Origin of the sequence: Streptomyces sp. NBC_00287 (genome assembly GCF_036173105.1) — a bacterium.
Classification (GTDB): domain Bacteria; phylum Actinomycetota; class Actinomycetes; order Streptomycetales; family Streptomycetaceae; genus Streptomyces.
Genome location: NZ_CP108053.1, coordinates 377,347 through 393,432, shown reverse-complemented (window position 1 = coordinate 393,432; position 16,086 = coordinate 377,347). Strand labels below are relative to the sequence as shown.

Sequence of the window (16,086 nt, the reverse complement as noted above, 5' to 3'; positions counted from 1 at the left end):
GGCGGCCTGAGTACTCCTACTCATTCCCGCCGGTGCGCAGTGTCTTCTTCGCGAGCTCGAAGGCGGGGAGCATCGCCCGGTGCTCCTCGGTGTCCAGTCCGCCGAGGTGCAGGACGACCGGCCCCTGCGCAGTGCTGACGGCAAGGGCGCTCTCCTCCTTGCTCTCGTCCAGGAACTCGTCGCTGTACAGGTACGTCACCTCGGCGCCGGTGAGGTCGCCCGCGGTGAAGGTGTCGTACTGCTCCTTGCTCACCCCGTCCTGGGCCGCCACGAAGGCCTCCAGGACGGTACGGGCATCGTCGCCACCGGGTTCACCGGTCCACGCCCGCAGGAAGCCGATGTTGCCCGCCGGCTTGGCGTCGACCTCGCACACCAGGGCGACCGGACCCTGGCGCAGCAAGGCGTCGGCGATGTCCTGCGACACCTCGCCGTCCACGGAGCCGTCGACGGCCTCCGCCTTCCACTCCTTGGCGATGTCGAAGGTGACCGGCAGCTCGCAGGCGGAACCCTCGGCCCCGAGGGAGCCACCACGGTGAGCGACCGAGGAGTCTTCCGCGGTCGCCGACGCCTTCGCGTCGTCATTGTCCTGCGCCCCCGACCCACACCCCGTCAACAGCACGACCAGCACCGCAGCACAAGCCGCACGACGCCCCGTCACTTCGATCTCCCCTCGCCAACCCGGCGGCACAGAGTAACCGAGGCCGGAAGGCCCCCCTCACCGACCCTCACATGTCCGAGGTTCACGCCCGCGCGCCGGTGCCCTTCACTGATCACAGCGACTACGTGACCACAACCTCCCGGGGGAGCTCATAAACCGCAGGAAGAACATCCTCGCAGCGGGCCTGGCGGCCACCGTCTCGGCCTGCGCCCTCGCCATCGGCATGGCCGCCCCGGCCCAGGCCGCTGCCCAGGCGGGCGTCGACTGCGACGGCTGGGTCCACAACAACAACCCCGACCACGGCATCGCCGGCTGCAAGAACAACACCGACCGCACCGTCACCTTCCGCGCCGAAATCGTCTGCGGCTGGGCCCCGGACGTCTCCGGCCAGTGGGTGACCCTGGCGCCGGGCCAGTACAGCGAGTCCTCGGGCGTCTGCGCGATCTACAGCTCGGGCGTCGGCAGCGTCGGCTGGACGATCCAGTGACCCCGTGACCCACCGAGGGGCCGGTCTCCGGCCCCTCATACCTCTGGTGGGACCAGGGCCAAGGCAAGGCATGATGACCTTGTGACGGACATCGACGAAGTGCAATCTTCCAGCGGCGCGGCCGAGTTGCTGGCCCTGTCCGACGGCCACCACGCACGCGCCGTGCGCTCCCTGGGCGGACACGAGATCGCCGGGCACTCGGTGAAGGTGTACGCGATCGAGGCGCCCGGGCGATCCGTGTCGGAGCGGGACGCGCGGGACGCGCTGCGGATCGCGGCCGATCATCTGGCATCGGCGCATCTGCGGGGCTCCCTCGGCCTGTCGGTGCTCCTGGTGCACGCCGGTGGCGACGGTGACTACGTCCTCGTACACACCTGGATCGAGGGCTACATGTCCGACCTCGCGGTCTTCACCGGCCCGGTCGGCAATATCGACGCGCTGCGGCCCGGCCGTACGGGCCTCGCGCCCTGCGTGTGGGAAGCGGCCGTACTGGCCCATGAACGGGACGCGTTCAGCCGCCATGTGCTGGACGGAGCGGGGGCTGTCGAGGCCCGGCTGGCGGCCTGGCGCGCCGATGTGCTGGAGGGCGAGGTCCGTTGACCGGGACCGGAGCCGCGCGGGTGCGGCATGCGCGCCCCGCCGATCTGCCGTACGTCGCCGAGCTGGCGGCCGAACACGCCGCGTACGAGAAGGCGTTGCCGCCACCCGCCGATCTGCCCCAGAGGCTGGAGAAGCTGTTGTTCGGCGGGGCGACCCCGCCGCGCCTGTCCGTGTTCGTCGCGGAACTCGACGACGGACCACTCATCGGCTACGCGTCATGCGCCCCCGAAGTCTCCACCTGGGACGGCAGCGAGTACCTGCACATGGACTGTCTGTTCCTCCGCGACGGCCACCGGGGCCTGGGCGTCGGCCCGTTGCTCATGGACGCCGTGGTCGGCGACGCACGCGCCCGGGGACTCGACCAGGTCCAGTGGCAGACACCGCCGTGGAACACCGACGCGATCCGGTTCTACGACCGACTGGGCGCCCGGGCGAAGGAGAAGCGGCGCTACTCCCTGCCCGTGGACGCCGACGCCGACGCCGACTGAGACTGTCCCGTGCGGTCGGCCTCGTCCTGGGCGAGCAGCGAGAGCAGGGACGCCACGGTAAGCCCCGCCTCCGCCGGATGTCGCAGCACCTTGCTGGGATCGATCCGGTAGGCGTTGCTGCGGCCCTCCCGGGTGTGCGAGAGGTAGCCAGCCTCCTCCAGATCAGCGATGATCTTCTGCACCGCCCGCTCGGTGAGCCGGCAGCGCACGGCGATATCGCGGATGCGGGCGTTGTGGTTGTCGGCAATGACGGCAAGGACGCGGGCGTGGTTGGTCAGGAACGTCCATCCGGTGTGTGATTCAGGTACTCCCTCCATGAGGCGATTCTACGGTTGGACATTCGTGCATTCAAAAACACGAAGAAGTTTTCATGTATCTCTTGACGTGTTAACGGCCGAGCGGTGACGCTGGAACCGACAGACAGGCACTGATGACCGGGGGAGGCGGTCATGTCGGAGACGATGTCGGCGCTGCAGTCGCCGTACGCGCCAGAGATCGGTGTCTGGCCCGACGGCGATCGTATGACCGTGGTCGTCCGAGGAGAGCTCGACCTCGAAGGGGCCCCGGAGCTGGAGCGCGCGCTGCGCGAGGCTCTCGGCCGGTCCGTCGGAGGTGTCGATCTGGACCTGAGCGGAGTCGAGTTCTGTGACTGCTCCGCGCTGAACATCATGCTCGGCCTGCGCCACCGCGCCCTGCGCGAGGGGAAGACCCTCGTCGTCCGCTCCGCCGGACCCATGGCCGAACGGCTCCTCACCCTGACCGGCACCCTCTCGCTGTTCGCCGCCGTGGACGAGGACGCCGACGACATCCACCCCTCCTCGTCGGACGAGACCGAGGACGAGAGCATGCTGCAAGATCTGCGGATCGAGGTCGTCCAGCTGCGGCGGGCGATGCAGACCCGCCCCACGATCGACCTGGCCCGGGGCATCCTGATGGCCTCCTTCGGCCTGAAGGCCGAGGACGCCTGGACGGTCCTGGTCATGGCCTCCCAGAACACCAACACCAAGCTCCACCACCTCGCCCGTGGCCTGGTGGCGACCGTCGAGGGTGAGGCACTGAGCGAACCGGTGCAGAAACAGGTGTCCGCCGCGGTCGCCAAGGTCACCTGCGAGCGCGCGGAACCGCCTCCGCCGTGACCACCGTTTACGTTGCGCGCGCCGGTTCACACGGGGAGGAGCAGCCGATCCCGAGCAGGGTGTGGGGTGAAGTGTCATGGCGCGACAGGAGAAGGCCAAGGCCAAGATGGAGCAGGCCAAGGGCAAGGCCAAGGAAGCAGCAGGTCGCGCGGTGGGTAATGAGCGCATGACGGCCGAGGGCCGGGCGGAACAGGCCAAGGGCGACGTCCGCCAGGCCAAGGAGAAGGCCAAGGACGCCACCCGCCACTGACCCGCACAGCGACCGACGGGCCGCCCGGTCTCAGCGGGACCGGGCGGCCGCCACGGGATCACGCCGGAACGCCCAGTCCATCTTCGGCTCCATCGCGAACCGGAACATCCGCTGCACCGGCGGCGTGCACAGCAGCGTCACGACCGCACCGGCGACCAGCGTCGCGGCGATCTTCCCGAGCGGCTCGCGCGCCCAGTCGTTGTGGGACCAGTGCCAGTGGTTGGCGGCCTGGATCACAAATCCGTGCAGCAGATAGCCGTACAGCGTGCCCGCGCCCAGCGCGGTGAACCACATCCCGCGCCTCGGCACCAGCGCCAGGAAGCAGGTGACCAGGACTGTCGAGCAGCCGAACAGCACCAGCGTCATCACCGGCCCGTACCAGGCGGGCGCGGCCAGCTCCTCGGCACTGGTGCGGTGGAAGAACCACGCGTAGTTCATCCGCGGGACCGCCCAGTAGGCCACGACGACCGCACAGAGGAACACCGGCACCGCCAGCATCCGCACCTCACGCCGGCGCACCAGCGCGAAGTGCTCCGGCTTCAGCACGAGGCCCAGCACGAAGTACGGCAGGAACTGCAACGCACGCTGCAGATCCAGGTCGTTGCCGATCGACGGCGACAACGTCGCCAGCATCGCGACCCCGAGAGCCACCGGCAGCGGCCACCGCACGGTCCGCCAGAACGGCGTCGTCAGCCGCCAGATGAACAACGCGGCCAGGAACCAGGTGAGATACAGCGGATCCAGCAGACTGATCTTGCGGTCCGGCTCGTTGTCCGTCCACCTGGTGAAGAAGGTGTACGCCACCTCGAAGACGACGTACGGCACGGCAACGCCCGTCACCAGCCGCTTGATACGCCCCGGGCTCGCGTCGAAGTTCCGTGAGAAGTAGCCGGAGATGATGATGAACGCCGGCATGTGGAAGGCGTAGACGACCATGTACAGCGCGGTCACCGTCCGGCTGCCGTCCCGCAGCGGCTCCCACGCGTGCCCCATCGCCACCAGCACGATGGCCAGGTACTTGGCGTTGTCGAAGAACGCGTCCCGCTCCTTGACCGACCGTGCAGTCCGTCCGGTCTGCGCGGCCGGCGCGGTATCCGGTGGCGCCTGGGCCTGTCCGAGGCTGCGCGTGGGCAGCGTTTGCTGCGCGATCCCATCCCGACGGAACCCAGACAGAGCAGAACACCTCTTACAAGAGTTAACTGTGTGGCCCTTGTGCCGACACCGGGACACCGTAGTCACGCCACCACAGCCGCGTAAACCCGGACGGTCATGATGTGACCGCCGTTATCTTTTGCGGCCTCAGTCGTGTGCGACGAGCCGCCCCAGGACCGCCGACGCGGACTCCTCGGGACTCGTCCGCCCGGTGACGGACACCTCGACATAGCGGGTACCACTGGCCTCGTGCCGTGAACGCACCGCGTCCAGGCCCTCCGCGGCACACGGGACGATCACCACGAGGCCATTGCGGGCCAGCACCTCCGCGACCACCCCGAGGCGCGCCGCGTCGGCGCACAGGTCGTCGTACCGGTCGAGCACCGTCACGCGCCGGGCCTGCGCGAGCAGCCGCTCGGCCAGCGCGTAGGCGGCGGCCAGCCGGTCGGCCAGCGGCCTGCCGGTGACCCAGACCGTCGCGCCGGGACAGGTACACCGGCATCTCGGATCGCTCACCTGGTGACTCACGCCTCCCCGCTCACCACGCGTGCGGCAGTTTGCCTCCCCTTGATTTCCGTGACGATACCGCTGCTGAACCCCGCTATTTCCATGGGCGGCGGATGGGAATTGCCTGAGAACTGCGCCATGCCGGGCATAACCGGACGTACGGCCTCCGAACTTGCGGGGGCGTGCGGTGGCACGGCAGGGTGCGGTCGTGTGGCAACTCTGCTGATCGTGCACCACACGCCCTCGCCCAACTGCCAGGCGATGCTGGAGGCCGCCATCTCCGGGGCGACCGCACCCGAGATCGAGAACGTCCAAGTGGTACGACGGGCAGCCCTGTCGGCCACGGCCTCCGACGTACTGGACGCCGACGCCTACCTCTTGGGCACCCCGGCGAACCTCGGGTACATGTCCGGCGCCCTGAAGCACTTCTTCGACCAGGTGTATTACCCGTGCCTGGACGCCACGCGCGGGCGGCCCTTCGGCTACTACGTGCACGGCGGGAACGACGTCACGGGCGCGGTGCGCTCCATCGAGTCGGTCACGACAGGGCTCGGCTGGCGGCGCGCGGCCGAAGCCGTGACGGTGACCGGCGAACCGGCCAAAGCGGACATCGAGGCCTGCTGGGAGCTGGGGGCCACGCTAGCCGCCGGACTGATGGGCTGACGGAGCGGGAAGCTACCGTGTGAGCGGTACCCCTCGCACTCTCCTCGGACGGTCTGCCCGTGCTCTCGGACTTCTCCTCACTCATCGCGGCGACCGCCCGCTGGCTGACGAGCGCCTTCCCGCCCAACGGCGGTGCGCTCGCCGCCGCCCTCTGCGACGTCCAGGCACGCCAGGCCGTGACGATCGCGGCATGGCTGCGCTACCCGACGCCCACGGATGCCGTACTCGCGGGCATCGCCGGCTCCGGAGGCTCGGCCCGGCTCGACTGGATCACCGACGCGGACGGGGAGCCCGAAGCCTGGCGCACCTGGGTGGACGAGGTGGTGGCGAGCTGGGCGGCCTGTCTGCTCGCCGACCCGCGGCTGGCCGAGCTCGCGGCGACCGCGGTGGACGACGGCACCCACACCGACGGGGCACCGGTCGACTTCCGGCGCCTGACCGCCCCCGACGAGAACGATCGGCGGGCAGCGGCGCTGCTGCGCCACCCCGACTTGCTGGCACCGGTCGCCGACCTGCATCGCGCCGAGCTCACGGACCTGCTCGAGGCCGGACAGCCGCGTGCCGCCTGAGGGTCGTGGGGCTGCACACCCCCATCGAGCCGGGCTCTGCGCTCACGGGATCTCCCGTTCGGCCCAGATGATCTTCCCGTCGGCCGTGTAGCGGGCGCCCCAGCGTTGGGAGAGCTGGGCCACCAGGAACAGGCCGCGGCCGCCCTCGTCCATGCTCCGGGCGTGGCGCAGCCGCGGGGCGGTGCTGCTGGCGTCGGAGACCTCGCAGGTCAGGCGGGTGTCGCGGAGGAGCCGTAGGCGGATGGGTGGTTCGGCGTAGCGGATCGCGTTGGTGACCAGCTCGCTCACGATCAGCTCCGTCGTCATGGCCAGTTCCTCGAGGCCCCAGGCCTCCACCTGGCGGGTCGCCCGGGCCCGGATGTCTGCGACGGCGGCCGGGTCCGCGGGTACGTCCCACGAGACGACGTGCTCGGCGCCCAGGGCGTGGGTGCGCGCCAGGAGCAGGGCGATGTCGTCGGGCTGCGGTACGGGCACGAGCTGCCGGACCGCCGACGAGCACAGGGTGCCGAGGTCGAACTCGCGCCGGGACAGCAGGTCGCCGAGCCGGGCCATGCCCCGCTCGATGTCGCCGTCGGCCGCCTCGACGAGGCCGTCGGTGTAGAGGCCGAGCAGGCTGTTCTCGGCGAGCTCGATCTCACCGGCCTCGAACGCCATCCCGCCAAGACCGAGCGGCGGCCCGGCCGGGGGCTCCGGGAAGGAGACCTGCCCGTCGGGCGCGACGACGACCGGCGGCGGGTGTCCGGCGCGGGCCATCGTGCAGCGCCGGGTGACCGGATCGTAGACGGCGTACAGGCAGGTCGCGCCGAGGAAGGCGGTGGTGTTCCGGTGGGCCGCCTCGGCCCCCTCGCCATCGGGATGCTCCTCGCTGAGCCGGAGCACCAGGTCGTCCAGATGGGCCAGCAGTTCGTCGGGCGGCAGCTCCATGTCGGCGAGGGTCTGCACGGCGGTGCGCAGCCGGCCCATCGCCGCCGCCGCGGTGATGCCGTGGCCGACGACGTCACCGACGACCAGGCCCACGCGGGCGCCGGAGAGCGGGATCACGTCGAACCAGTCACCGCCGACCCCGCCCGTCGGATCCGCCGGCAGATAGGAGGAGGCCACCTCCAGCGCCGTACCGCCCGTCAGGGCCTGGGGCAGCAGGCTGCGTTGCAGGGTGACCGCGGCCGTGTGTTCCCGGGTGTAGCGACGGGCGTTGTCGACGCACAGCGCCGCGCGGGCCACCAGCTCCTGGGCGACCAGGACGTCGTCGGGCTGGAAGGAGACGGGATTGAGCGACCGTAGGAACGTGGTGAGGCCCAGGGCGGTGTTGCGTGCCCGCATCGGCACGGAGATGAGGGAGTGCAGGCCGAACTCGCGCATGCTCTCCGCTCGCGCGGGCTGTTCGGTGACCCACAGTTCGTCGGACGGATCAAGGACCGGAACAAGGACCGGCTCGCCGTCGACGATCAGATGCGCGTCGTGCGGCGGGGGCACGAAGTCCACGCGGTCCCCGATCCGCGCCACGGCCTCCGGGCAGCCCTCGCGCACCGAGCTCATTCCGGCCCGGCGCATCACCGGCTTGGCGGGTGCCGGCCCCGCGTCGGTGAGCCACGCTCCGTGCCCCTCGGTGCTGAGAACGGGCTCCAGCAGATCTACGACGACGAAGTCCGCGAAGCGGGGCACGGCGAAGTCGGCGAGTTCCTGGGCCGTCCGCAGCACGTCCAGGGTCGTGCCGATCCGTGTTCCGGCCTCGTTGACCAGCGCCAGCAGCTGGCGGGCGTTCCACCGCTCGGTGACGTCCGAGACCATGTAGCAGACCCCGGTGATCGAGTTGTCGGGGTCCACGAGCGGGAAGAAGGAGGTGGAGTAGGCGTGTTGGCGGTGCGGATCGGCCCAACTCCATCCGACGTACTCGTAGTCGGTGACCGGAAGGCCGGTGTCGAGGACCTTGCGCATCAGGCCTTCGATCGTCTCCGCCTGCAGCCCGGGCAGCAGTTCGCTCAGCCGCCGCCCCAGCCGCTGCTCACGGGGCACCCCGCCGAAGCGCTCCAGGGTGTCGTTCAGCCAGACGTAGCGCAGCTGCGTGTCCATCACGGCCATGCCGACCGGCGAACGGGTCAGGAAACCGTCGAGGACCGACTGGCCCACCGTCCACTGCGGGCGCTGCTCCCGCGCCGAGATCAGAAAGCACTCGTCCGCGCCGATCCGGAACGACGCGGAGACCCGCAGGTCCGCGTCGATACGGCGGCCGTCGCGGTGCCGTAGGGGGATGAGCCCGCTCCATCCCATACCGGCCCGGCAGCGCTCCGCGACACCGGCCATTCGTACCGGATCACCGGGCATTGCCAGCAGACGCGCGGCCGAGCCGCCGACGATCTGCGACGCCGGGTGGCCGAGGAGTTCCTCCGCGGCCCGGGTCCAGCCGAGCACCACACCTTGTCCGGACACCACCGCCGCCGCGTCGGAGGACGCGTCGAAAAGTGCGCGCGGTCCTGCGGACGTGGGCGCGTCCGGTTCCTCTCGCGGTGCGTTCATGGGTCCTCACGCAGTGTCCATGGGTCCCATCCTCTACACGACCATGTTCCTGCTTGTCCGCCCGATGCGCACGGGCCGAGCCGGGCGCAGGGGCCGGAGCAGGGGGAGCATGGAGGTGCCGGTCGTCGCAACCGTGGTACCCGGGGGTGTATGTCCGAGGTCGGCATGCCCTGCCGGCCGGTGGCGGAGGAGCTGGGATGACAGCAGAATCCGAATCCTTCGAGCCCGACGGTGGCGGGTACGGCCCCGAGCCGCCTCGCCCGACCGGCCTGCTGGACATGCTGAGCGTGGCCGCGGTGGTCCTCGACGCCGACGGGCGCATCGTCTTCTGGACCCCGCAGGCCGAGGACCTCTTCGGCTACACCTCCGAGGAGGCCCTCGGCACGTACGCGGCGCGGCTGTTCGTCCACCCCGAGCACCTGCCGTCCGTGACGAAGCTGTTCGCCGAGGTGCTGGAGACCGGCCGGAGCTGGGCCGGCACCTTCCCCATACGGCACAAGGACGGCAGCACCCGGCTGACCGAGTTCCGCAACATGCGGCTGCTGGACGATCTCGGGGATGCCTACGCCTTGGGCATCGCGGCCGACCACTCCCTGCTCCAGCGTGTCGAGACCGACCTGGCGCTGTGCGAGCGGCTGATCAACCAGTCCCCGATCGGCCTCGCCCTCCTCGACCCCGACCTGCACTATCTGCTGGTCAACCCGGCACTGGAGCGCATCGACGCCACCCCGGCCGAGGACCACATCGGCCGTCGGCTGAGGGAGACACTGCCGCTCCCGGACATCGACACCATCGAGTCCTGCCTACGTCAGGTGCTCACCACCGGCACTCCGCTGCTCGACCAGTACCACGTGGGCCGCCCGCCGGCCGACCCGGAGCACGAGCACGCCTGGTCCCTGTCCTTCTACCGGCTGGAGGACCCCGCCGGGCGGGTCCTGGGCGCGGCCATCTCCTTCGTCGACGTCACCGAGCGGCATCGCGCGGCCGCCGAGGCCGACCGGGCCCGGCGGCGCCTCGCCCTCGTCGCGGACGCCTCCACGCGCGTGGGCACCACGCTGGAGGTGGAGCAGACCGCCCGCGAACTCGCCGACATCGCCACTCCCGAACTGGCCGATGTGGTTGCCGTGGACGTCCTGGACTCCGCCCTCGCCTGCCGCCGTATGCGCCGACCGGACAACGGCCCCGAGCTGTTCCGTGCCCTCGCCCTCAAGGCGGCCTACCCCAGCATGGCCCTGCGAGCCGCCGACCCGCCCGGAGACCTCGCCGCCTACGAGGGCGACCGCCTGGTCACCCTGTGCGTCCACACCGCCCGTCCGGTGCTGGTGCGCCATGTCGGCGAGCACGATCTGCCACGCATCGCCCGGGACGCGGAGGCCACCTCCCTGCTGGCCCGCGCCGGCGTCCACTCCTATCTCGCGGTGCCGTTGATCGCGCACGGCGAGGTGCTCGGCGCGCTCGACCTCAAACGCACCCGCAACCCGGTGCCGTTCGACGACGACGATGTCGTCCTGGCGAGCGAGCTGGCCACCCGGGCCGCCGTGGCCATCGACAACGCCCGCTGGTTCCAGAGCGTGCGCAACACCGCTCTCACCCTCCAGCGCAGCCTGCTGCCCGACCACGCGCCGCACCACACCGGCCTGGAGCTGGCCTCCCGCTACCAGCCCGCCCAGGCCACCAGCGAGGTCGGCGGCGACTGGTACGACGTCATCCCGCTGGACGACGAGAGGACCGCCCTGGTCGTCGGCGACGTCATGGGCAACGGCATCGACGCCGCCGCCACCATGGGGAGGCTGCGCACCGCCACCTGCGCCTACGCGGACCTCGACCTCGAACCCGGCGCCGTTCTGCAGCACCTCGACAAGATCACCTGCGATTTGGAGCACTACATCGTCACCTGCCTGTACGCGGTGTACGACCCCCGCACGAGACAGTGCCACATCGCCAACGCCGGACACATGCCGCCCGCGCTGGCCCACTCCGGCCGGCCGCCCGAGCTGCTCGAACTGCCCGCCGGAGCGCCACTCGGCGTCGGCGGCATCCCCTTCGAGGCCACCACCGTCACCCTGGACCCCGGCGATCTGCTGGTCCTCTACACCGACGGCCTGGTCGAGACCCGCCTCCACCCCATCGACGACCGCCTGAACGTTCTCCTCGACTTCCTCGACGAACCCCAGCGACCGCTCGAGGAGACCTGCGACCTCCTGCTGTACGGCCTGCGCCATCCCGACGACCACGACGACGTGGCCCTTCTCGTCGCGCGGGTCCTGTAGTTGCCCGTGTCGTGCGCCCGGCGCACGCTGTTCGTATGGGTGCGAGCGCGGGCCCCACGCTCATCGGCTCCGTACAGCGGGCCTTCCGGCTGCTGGAGGCGGTGAGCGCGCACGAGAACGGCGCGCCGGCGAAGCAACTGGCACGGGAGACGGGCCTGCCCCTGGCCACGGCGTACCACCTGCTGCGGACGCTGGTGCACGACGGATATCTGCGCAAGCTCGACGATGGTGGGTTCATCCTGGGCGAGCGACTCCAGACGCTGCACACGGCGGGCCGGACCCAGGCGCTGCTCACCCGGATTCGCCCCACGCTCGCCGCCCTGCGGGACGAGCTGTCGACCGCCGCCTACCTCACCTTCTACGAGGAGGGGGAGATCCGGGTCGCCGAGATCGTCGACGGGCCGCACGCTCCCCGGGTCGACCTCTGGGTGGGGTTCGAGGACGCCGGGCACGCGACGGCGCTGGGCAAGTCGGTGCTGAGCGAGCTGGACGACGAAGCGCGCAAGGACTACCTGTCCCGGCATCAGCTCGCCGACCTCACGCCCAGGACGATCACCCGTCCCGCGGAGCTGCTCCGGCGGCTCGACTCCTCTCCCATGGCCCCGGCCATCACGGACATGGAGGAGTACACCCTCGGCACGGTCTGCGTCGCGGTACCCGTCTACAGCGGGAACACCCTCGGCTCACTCGGCGTCTCGCTGAGGGCCGACCGGATCTCCCGCCTGGAGGAGATCAGAGCGCGGCTGCTCCCGACCGCGAGCCGCGTGACCAGAGGGCTCTCGCTCAGTATCTGAAAATCCGCTCCTTGTCCGGTCCGGATCGAACCGATTTCCTTATACGAAACGGACATTTCACGGGCGTGTGCCCCCGGACACAGGTGAGGACAGCGGACAGACATGAGCCAGGCCCCACACCATGGTCATGATCACTGGCCGAGGCGACTGGTCGCCGCGCTGCCCCTGCTGATCGTCTCCGCCGTCGTGCTCGTCCACTTCGTCACTGGGTCCGGGACGACGTGGTTGCCGCTGCTCGCCGCGGGGCCGGCGCTCGCCGCGACGGCCAACGGGCCGCGCGGGGTCGTCTGTGCGGGGTTGCTGGCCGCCACCGCGGGCGTGGCCCTCGGCATCCACGCGGATGCTCCTGGCAGCGAGCTCGCGGTCGTCCTGGCCGCCCTGATGGCCGTCACCCTGGCGGGCGGCCTGGCCAGCGCGCTGCGCGGACGGCGTGAGCGCGTGCTGGCCGCGGTCCGCTCCGTCGCCGAAGCCGCCCAACACGCGCTGCTGCAGCCCATACCGGCGACGGTCGGCCCGTTCCAGGTGGCCGTCCGCTACAGCGCCGCCGCGGCGGAGGCCCGGATCGGCGGCGACCTCTACGCTCTCGTGTCCACGCCGTACGGGGTCAGGCTGATCGTCGGCGATGTGCGCGGCAAGGGGCTGCCGGCCGTGGGAACCGCCGCTCTGGTGCTCGGTGTCTTCCGTGAGGCCGCCTACGACGAGCCGGACCTTCTCGACGTCGTCGCGCGGATCGAGCGGAGCCTGGCGCGCAATCTGGGCGCCGACGACTTCGTCACTGCCGTGGTCGCCGGATACCCGCGGGCCGGGCAGCTGGAGGTGGTCAACTGCGGCCATGCGCCGCCGCTGCTGGTGCGCGACCGCAGCGTCGTACCGGTCGACCCGGACCGTCCGGCCCCGCCCCTCGGACTGCGCGCCCTCTCGGGTGAGAGCCCCGCACTGCAAGTGCTGCCCTTCGCCGACGGGGACCAGCTGCTGCTGTACACCGACGGTGTCACGGAGGCCCGCAACCACCACCGCGAGTTCTACCCGCTCGCCGAGGGCCTGGCCCGGCACACCTGCCATGAACCGGCCCGCACCGTCACCGCACTCCACGACGAACTGCTGGCCCACGTCGGCGGCCGCCTGCACGACGACGCGGCCCTGCTCCTGCTCCACATGCCGGGTTCGCCAGTGTCCCCAGGGGCGCGGGGAACTGCGCGACCAGCCACCATGGCGCAGCAGACGAACGACGGCACCGCGCGGCACTTTCCGCACGGCACTCCCAGTGGAGGGCCCCAGCGCAGCGCCCCGTGTTAGAACAGAGACATGGCCGGATTCCTCGGCCGCCTGCGCTCGCTGGTGAGCGCGCGTACCGTCGCCCAGCAGGTCTTCCTGCTCCAGGCGGCGATCGTCGTGCTCCTCGTCGTCGCCGCGGTGGTGGCCCTGGTGCTACAGGTCCGCGCCGACACCGAGCGGGAAGCCCGCAACCGGTCACTCGCCGTGGCTCAGGCCTTCGCGCACGCGCCGGGCGTCGTCGAAGCCCTGGCGGATCCGGATCCCACCGCGCTGCTCCAGCCGCGTGCCGAGGCGGCGCGCGAGGCGACCGACGTGGACTTCATCGTCGTGATGACCCGGGACGGGATCCGATACACCCACCCCAACCCCGACCGGATCGGCAAGCACTTCATCGGCACCATCGCCCCGGCCGCGGCGGGCGGAGTCGTACGCGAGACGTACACCGGAACCCTCGGGCCGTCCGTGCGGGCCGTGGTCCCCGTGGCCGACGGCGACGGCCGGATCGTCGGTCTGGTGGCCGCCGGAGTGACGCTGGCCAGCGTGGGCGGGATCGTGGACCACCAGCTGCCGATGCTGCTCGGCTCGGCGGCGGCCGCGCTCGCCCTCGCCACCGGCGGCACCGCGCTGGTCAGCCGACGGCTGCTGCGCCAGACACATGGGCTGGGACCCGCCGAGATGACGCGGATGTACGAGCATCACGACGCCGTCCTGCACTCGGTACGGGAGGGTGTGCTGATCCTGGACGGCCGGTCGCGTCTGGCACTGGCGAACGACGAGGCGCGTCGGCTGCTCGGGCTGGCCGGGGACGCGGAGGGGCGGCCCTGCCGCGACCTGGGCATCGGCCGCGACCTCGCCCAGCTGTTCACCTCCCGGCGGGACGCCACCGACGAGGTGCACTTGGCCCGGGGCCGCCTGCTCGCCGTCAGCCAGCGGGCGACCGACCGGGACGGCGGGCCGCCCGGCAGCGTGGCTACGCTGCGGGACACCACCGAGCTGCGGACGATGACCGGCCGGGCGGACGTGGCGCAGGAGCGGCTGAAGCTGCTGTACGACGCGGGTCTTGAGATCGGCACCACCCTCGACGTCACCCGCACCTCCCAGGAGCTGGCCGACTTCGCGGTGCCGCGGTTCGCCGACTTCGTCAGCGTCGATCTCGCCGATCCGGTGCTGCGGGGCGAGGAGCCCAAGGTGGGCCGCACGGACATGCGACGGGTGGCGTTCCAGGGCATGCGGGAGGGCAGCCCGCTCTATCCGATCGGCAAGCTGATCCACTTCGCCCCGGCCACCCCGCAGGCCTTCGGCTTCGGCACGGGCCGGACCGTGCTGGAGGCGGACATGCCCGCGTTCTCCGGCTGGCAGGAGCAGGATCCCGAGAACGCCCGCAGACTCGTGGACTTCGGGATCCACGCGATGCTCACGGTCCCGCTGCGCGCCCGCGGCGTCATCATGGGCATGGCCACCTTCTGGCGCGCCGACAAGCCCGAGCCCTTCGAACCGGACGATGTCTCCCTCGCCGAGGAGCTGGTGGCGCGGGCCGCCGTCAGCATCGACAACGCCCGCCGCTACACCCGCGAGCACACCCTGTCGGTCACGCTCCAGCGCAGCCTGCTGCCCCGGGCGCTGCCCCTCCAGAGCGCCCTCGACGTCGCCTACCGCTATCTGCCCGCGCACGCGGCGCAGGGAGGGGTCGGCGGCGACTGGTTCGACGTCATCCCGCTGCCGGGCGCGCGCGTGGCGCTGGTCGTCGGGGACATCGTGGGACATGGACTGCACGCGGCGGCCACGATGGGACGGCTCCGTACAGCGGTCCACAACTTCTCCGCCCTGGACCTCGCGCCCGACGAACTCCTCGGCCATCTGGACGAGTTGGTCGCCCGCATCGATCAGGACGAGGGCGACGACCGGAGCGCGCCGGTCACCGGAGCGACCTGCCTGTACGCCGTGTACGACCCGTCCCGCGGGCTGTGCACCCTCTCCCGCGCCGGCCATCTCGAACCGGCCCTCGTCCACCCCGACGGCGACGTCGAGTTCCCCACGATCCCGGGCGGCCCCCCGCTGGGCCTGGGCGGCAGCCTGCCCTTCGAGGCGACCGAGCTGCGGCTGTCCGAGGGCAGCGGCCTAGTCCTGTACACGGACGGACTGGTCGAGGACCGGGGCCGCGACATCGACGAGGGCCTTGAGCTGCTGCGCAGGGCGCTCGCCACGGCGCCGCCGACGCACGGCCGTACGCCCGAGGAGACCTGCAAGGCGGTACTGGAGGCCCTGCTGCCCGAGCGGCCGCACGACGACGTCGCCCTCGTGGTCGCCCGGACGCGGATGCTCGCCGCCGACCGCATCGCGGCCTGGGACGTCCCGGACGACCCCGCTGCCGTGGCCCGGGTCCGGGCGGCGGCCACCCGCACGCTGGACGACTGGGGGCTGACGGAAGAGGCGTTCACGACCGAGCTGATCCTCAGCGAGCTGGTCACGAACGCCCTCCGCCACGCCGCCGCCCCCATCCACGTCCGCCTGATCCGCGACCGCACCCTGATCTGCGAGGTCTCCGACGGCAGCAGCACCGCCCCGCACCTGCGCAGCGCGGCCACGACGGACGAGGGCGGCCGGGGCCTGTTCCTGGTGGCCCAGTTCGCCGAGCGGTGGGGTACGCGGTACACACCGAACGGCAAGGTGATCTGGACGGAACAGCCGCTGGCGGGCGATGCGCCGGGGTCGCCGTGACGTGG

At 71.2% G+C, this 16,086-nt stretch carries 16 protein-coding genes; 11 read left to right on the top strand and 5 right to left on the bottom strand.

Annotated elements, in window-relative coordinates:
- Positions 1-16: 16 nt before the first annotated feature.
- Positions 17-658 carry a lipoprotein gene (locus OHT76_RS02080; protein WP_328868966.1) on the bottom strand — a complete coding sequence of 214 codons (642 nt, stop codon included), beginning with the start codon at positions 656-658 and terminating at the stop codon, positions 17-19.
- A 223-nt stretch (positions 659-881) separates the two neighbouring features.
- On the opposite strand from OHT76_RS02080, the gene OHT76_RS02075 reads away from it, so the two are divergent.
- From OHT76_RS02075 to OHT76_RS02065, 3 genes are all read left to right on the top strand, one after another.
- Positions 882-1,145, top strand: a complete 264-nt coding sequence (locus OHT76_RS02075) for a hypothetical protein (protein WP_328868965.1) — start codon at positions 882-884, stop codon at positions 1,143-1,145.
- Positions 1,146-1,226: 81 nt separating this feature from the next.
- Positions 1,227-1,745, top strand: coding sequence for a hypothetical protein (locus tag OHT76_RS02070; protein WP_328868964.1), 519 nt, complete (start codon positions 1,227-1,229; stop codon positions 1,743-1,745).
- Positions 1,742-2,233 (top strand): GNAT family N-acetyltransferase, encoded by a 492-nt coding sequence (locus OHT76_RS02065; protein ID WP_328868963.1) that lies wholly within the window; start codon positions 1,742-1,744, stop codon positions 2,231-2,233. The genes OHT76_RS02070 and OHT76_RS02065 overlap by 4 nt, the downstream gene beginning before the upstream one ends.
- Here OHT76_RS02065 and OHT76_RS02060 read toward each other — a convergent pair.
- On the bottom strand, positions 2,194-2,550 hold the full coding sequence (locus tag OHT76_RS02060) for a helix-turn-helix transcriptional regulator (protein ID WP_328868962.1): 357 nt from the start codon (positions 2,548-2,550) through the stop codon (positions 2,194-2,196). The two genes, OHT76_RS02065 and OHT76_RS02060, sit on opposite strands and share 40 nt — an antisense overlap.
- Positions 2,551-2,682: 132 nt before the next feature.
- On the opposite strand from OHT76_RS02060, the gene OHT76_RS02055 reads away from it, so the two are divergent.
- Both OHT76_RS02055 and OHT76_RS02050 read left to right on the top strand, forming a co-directional pair.
- Positions 2,683-3,369 (top strand): STAS domain-containing protein, encoded by a 687-nt coding sequence (locus OHT76_RS02055; RefSeq protein ID WP_328868961.1) that lies wholly within the window; start codon positions 2,683-2,685, stop codon positions 3,367-3,369.
- Positions 3,370-3,445: 76 nt separating this feature from the next.
- On the top strand, positions 3,446-3,619 hold the full coding sequence (locus tag OHT76_RS02050; RefSeq protein ID WP_328868960.1) for a CsbD family protein: 174 nt from the start codon (positions 3,446-3,448) through the stop codon (positions 3,617-3,619).
- 30 nt (positions 3,620-3,649) lie between these two features.
- Here OHT76_RS02050 and OHT76_RS02045 read toward each other — a convergent pair whose 3' ends face one another.
- Complete coding sequence (locus tag OHT76_RS02045) at positions 3,650-4,768, bottom strand: acyltransferase family protein (protein ID WP_328876432.1); 1,119 nt, start codon at positions 4,766-4,768, stop codon at positions 3,650-3,652.
- A gap of 150 nt (positions 4,769-4,918) precedes the next feature.
- A complete protein-coding gene (locus OHT76_RS02040; protein WP_328868959.1) occupies positions 4,919-5,287 on the bottom strand; it encodes a hypothetical protein in 369 nt (122 codons plus the stop codon).
- Positions 5,288-5,488: 201 nt separating this feature from the next.
- On the opposite strand from OHT76_RS02040, the gene OHT76_RS02035 reads away from it, so the two are divergent.
- Both OHT76_RS02035 and OHT76_RS02030 read left to right on the top strand, forming a co-directional pair.
- On the top strand, positions 5,489-5,941 hold the full coding sequence (locus OHT76_RS02035; RefSeq protein WP_328868958.1) for a flavodoxin family protein: 453 nt from the start codon (positions 5,489-5,491) through the stop codon (positions 5,939-5,941).
- A gap of 59 nt (positions 5,942-6,000) precedes the next feature.
- Positions 6,001-6,510 (top strand): hypothetical protein, encoded by a 510-nt coding sequence (locus OHT76_RS02030; protein WP_328868957.1) that lies wholly within the window; start codon positions 6,001-6,003, stop codon positions 6,508-6,510.
- A gap of 42 nt (positions 6,511-6,552) precedes the next feature.
- On the opposite strand, the gene OHT76_RS02025 is transcribed toward OHT76_RS02030, so the two are convergent.
- On the bottom strand, positions 6,553-9,024 hold the full coding sequence (locus OHT76_RS02025) for a SpoIIE family protein phosphatase (RefSeq protein ID WP_328868956.1): 2,472 nt from the start codon (positions 9,022-9,024) through the stop codon (positions 6,553-6,555).
- A 197-nt stretch (positions 9,025-9,221) separates the two neighbouring features.
- Between OHT76_RS02025 and OHT76_RS02020 the strand changes: the two genes are divergently transcribed.
- From OHT76_RS02020 to OHT76_RS02005, 4 genes are all read left to right on the top strand, one after another.
- Complete coding sequence (locus OHT76_RS02020) at positions 9,222-11,294, top strand: SpoIIE family protein phosphatase (RefSeq protein ID WP_328868955.1); 2,073 nt, start codon at positions 9,222-9,224, stop codon at positions 11,292-11,294.
- Positions 11,295-11,329: 35 nt separating this feature from the next.
- Positions 11,330-12,088, top strand: a complete 759-nt coding sequence (locus OHT76_RS02015) for an IclR family transcriptional regulator (protein WP_328868954.1) — start codon at positions 11,330-11,332, stop codon at positions 12,086-12,088.
- 102 nt (positions 12,089-12,190) lie between these two features.
- Positions 12,191-13,384 (top strand): PP2C family protein-serine/threonine phosphatase, encoded by a 1,194-nt coding sequence (locus OHT76_RS02010; RefSeq protein ID WP_328868953.1) that lies wholly within the window; start codon positions 12,191-12,193, stop codon positions 13,382-13,384.
- Between the two features lie 9 nt (positions 13,385-13,393).
- On the top strand, positions 13,394-16,081 hold the full coding sequence (locus tag OHT76_RS02005) for a SpoIIE family protein phosphatase (RefSeq protein ID WP_328868952.1): 2,688 nt from the start codon (positions 13,394-13,396) through the stop codon (positions 16,079-16,081).
- Positions 16,082-16,086 lie beyond the last annotated feature (5 nt).

Excerpts from the sequence above, each read along its gene's own strand:
- OHT76_RS02075 (WP_328868965.1), top strand. The coding sequence starts at position 882 with ATGGCCGCCCCGGCCCAGGCCGCTGCCCAGGCGGGCGTCGACTGCGAC.
- OHT76_RS02060 (WP_328868962.1), bottom strand. The coding sequence starts at position 2,550 with ATGGAGGGAGTACCTGAATCACACACCGGATGGACGTTCCTGACCAAC.
- OHT76_RS02055 (WP_328868961.1), top strand. The coding sequence starts at position 2,683 with ATGTCGGAGACGATGTCGGCGCTGCAGTCGCCGTACGCGCCAGAGATC.
- OHT76_RS02050 (WP_328868960.1), top strand. The coding sequence starts at position 3,446 with ATGGCGCGACAGGAGAAGGCCAAGGCCAAGATGGAGCAGGCCAAGGGC.
- OHT76_RS02025 (WP_328868956.1), bottom strand. The coding sequence starts at position 9,024 with ATGAACGCACCGCGAGAGGAACCGGACGCGCCCACGTCCGCAGGACCG.
- OHT76_RS02020 (WP_328868955.1), top strand. The coding sequence starts at position 9,222 with ATGACAGCAGAATCCGAATCCTTCGAGCCCGACGGTGGCGGGTACGGC.
- OHT76_RS02015 (WP_328868954.1), top strand. The coding sequence starts at position 11,330 with ATGGGTGCGAGCGCGGGCCCCACGCTCATCGGCTCCGTACAGCGGGCC.
- OHT76_RS02010 (WP_328868953.1), top strand. The coding sequence starts at position 12,191 with ATGAGCCAGGCCCCACACCATGGTCATGATCACTGGCCGAGGCGACTG.
- OHT76_RS02005 (WP_328868952.1), top strand. The coding sequence starts at position 13,394 with ATGGCCGGATTCCTCGGCCGCCTGCGCTCGCTGGTGAGCGCGCGTACC.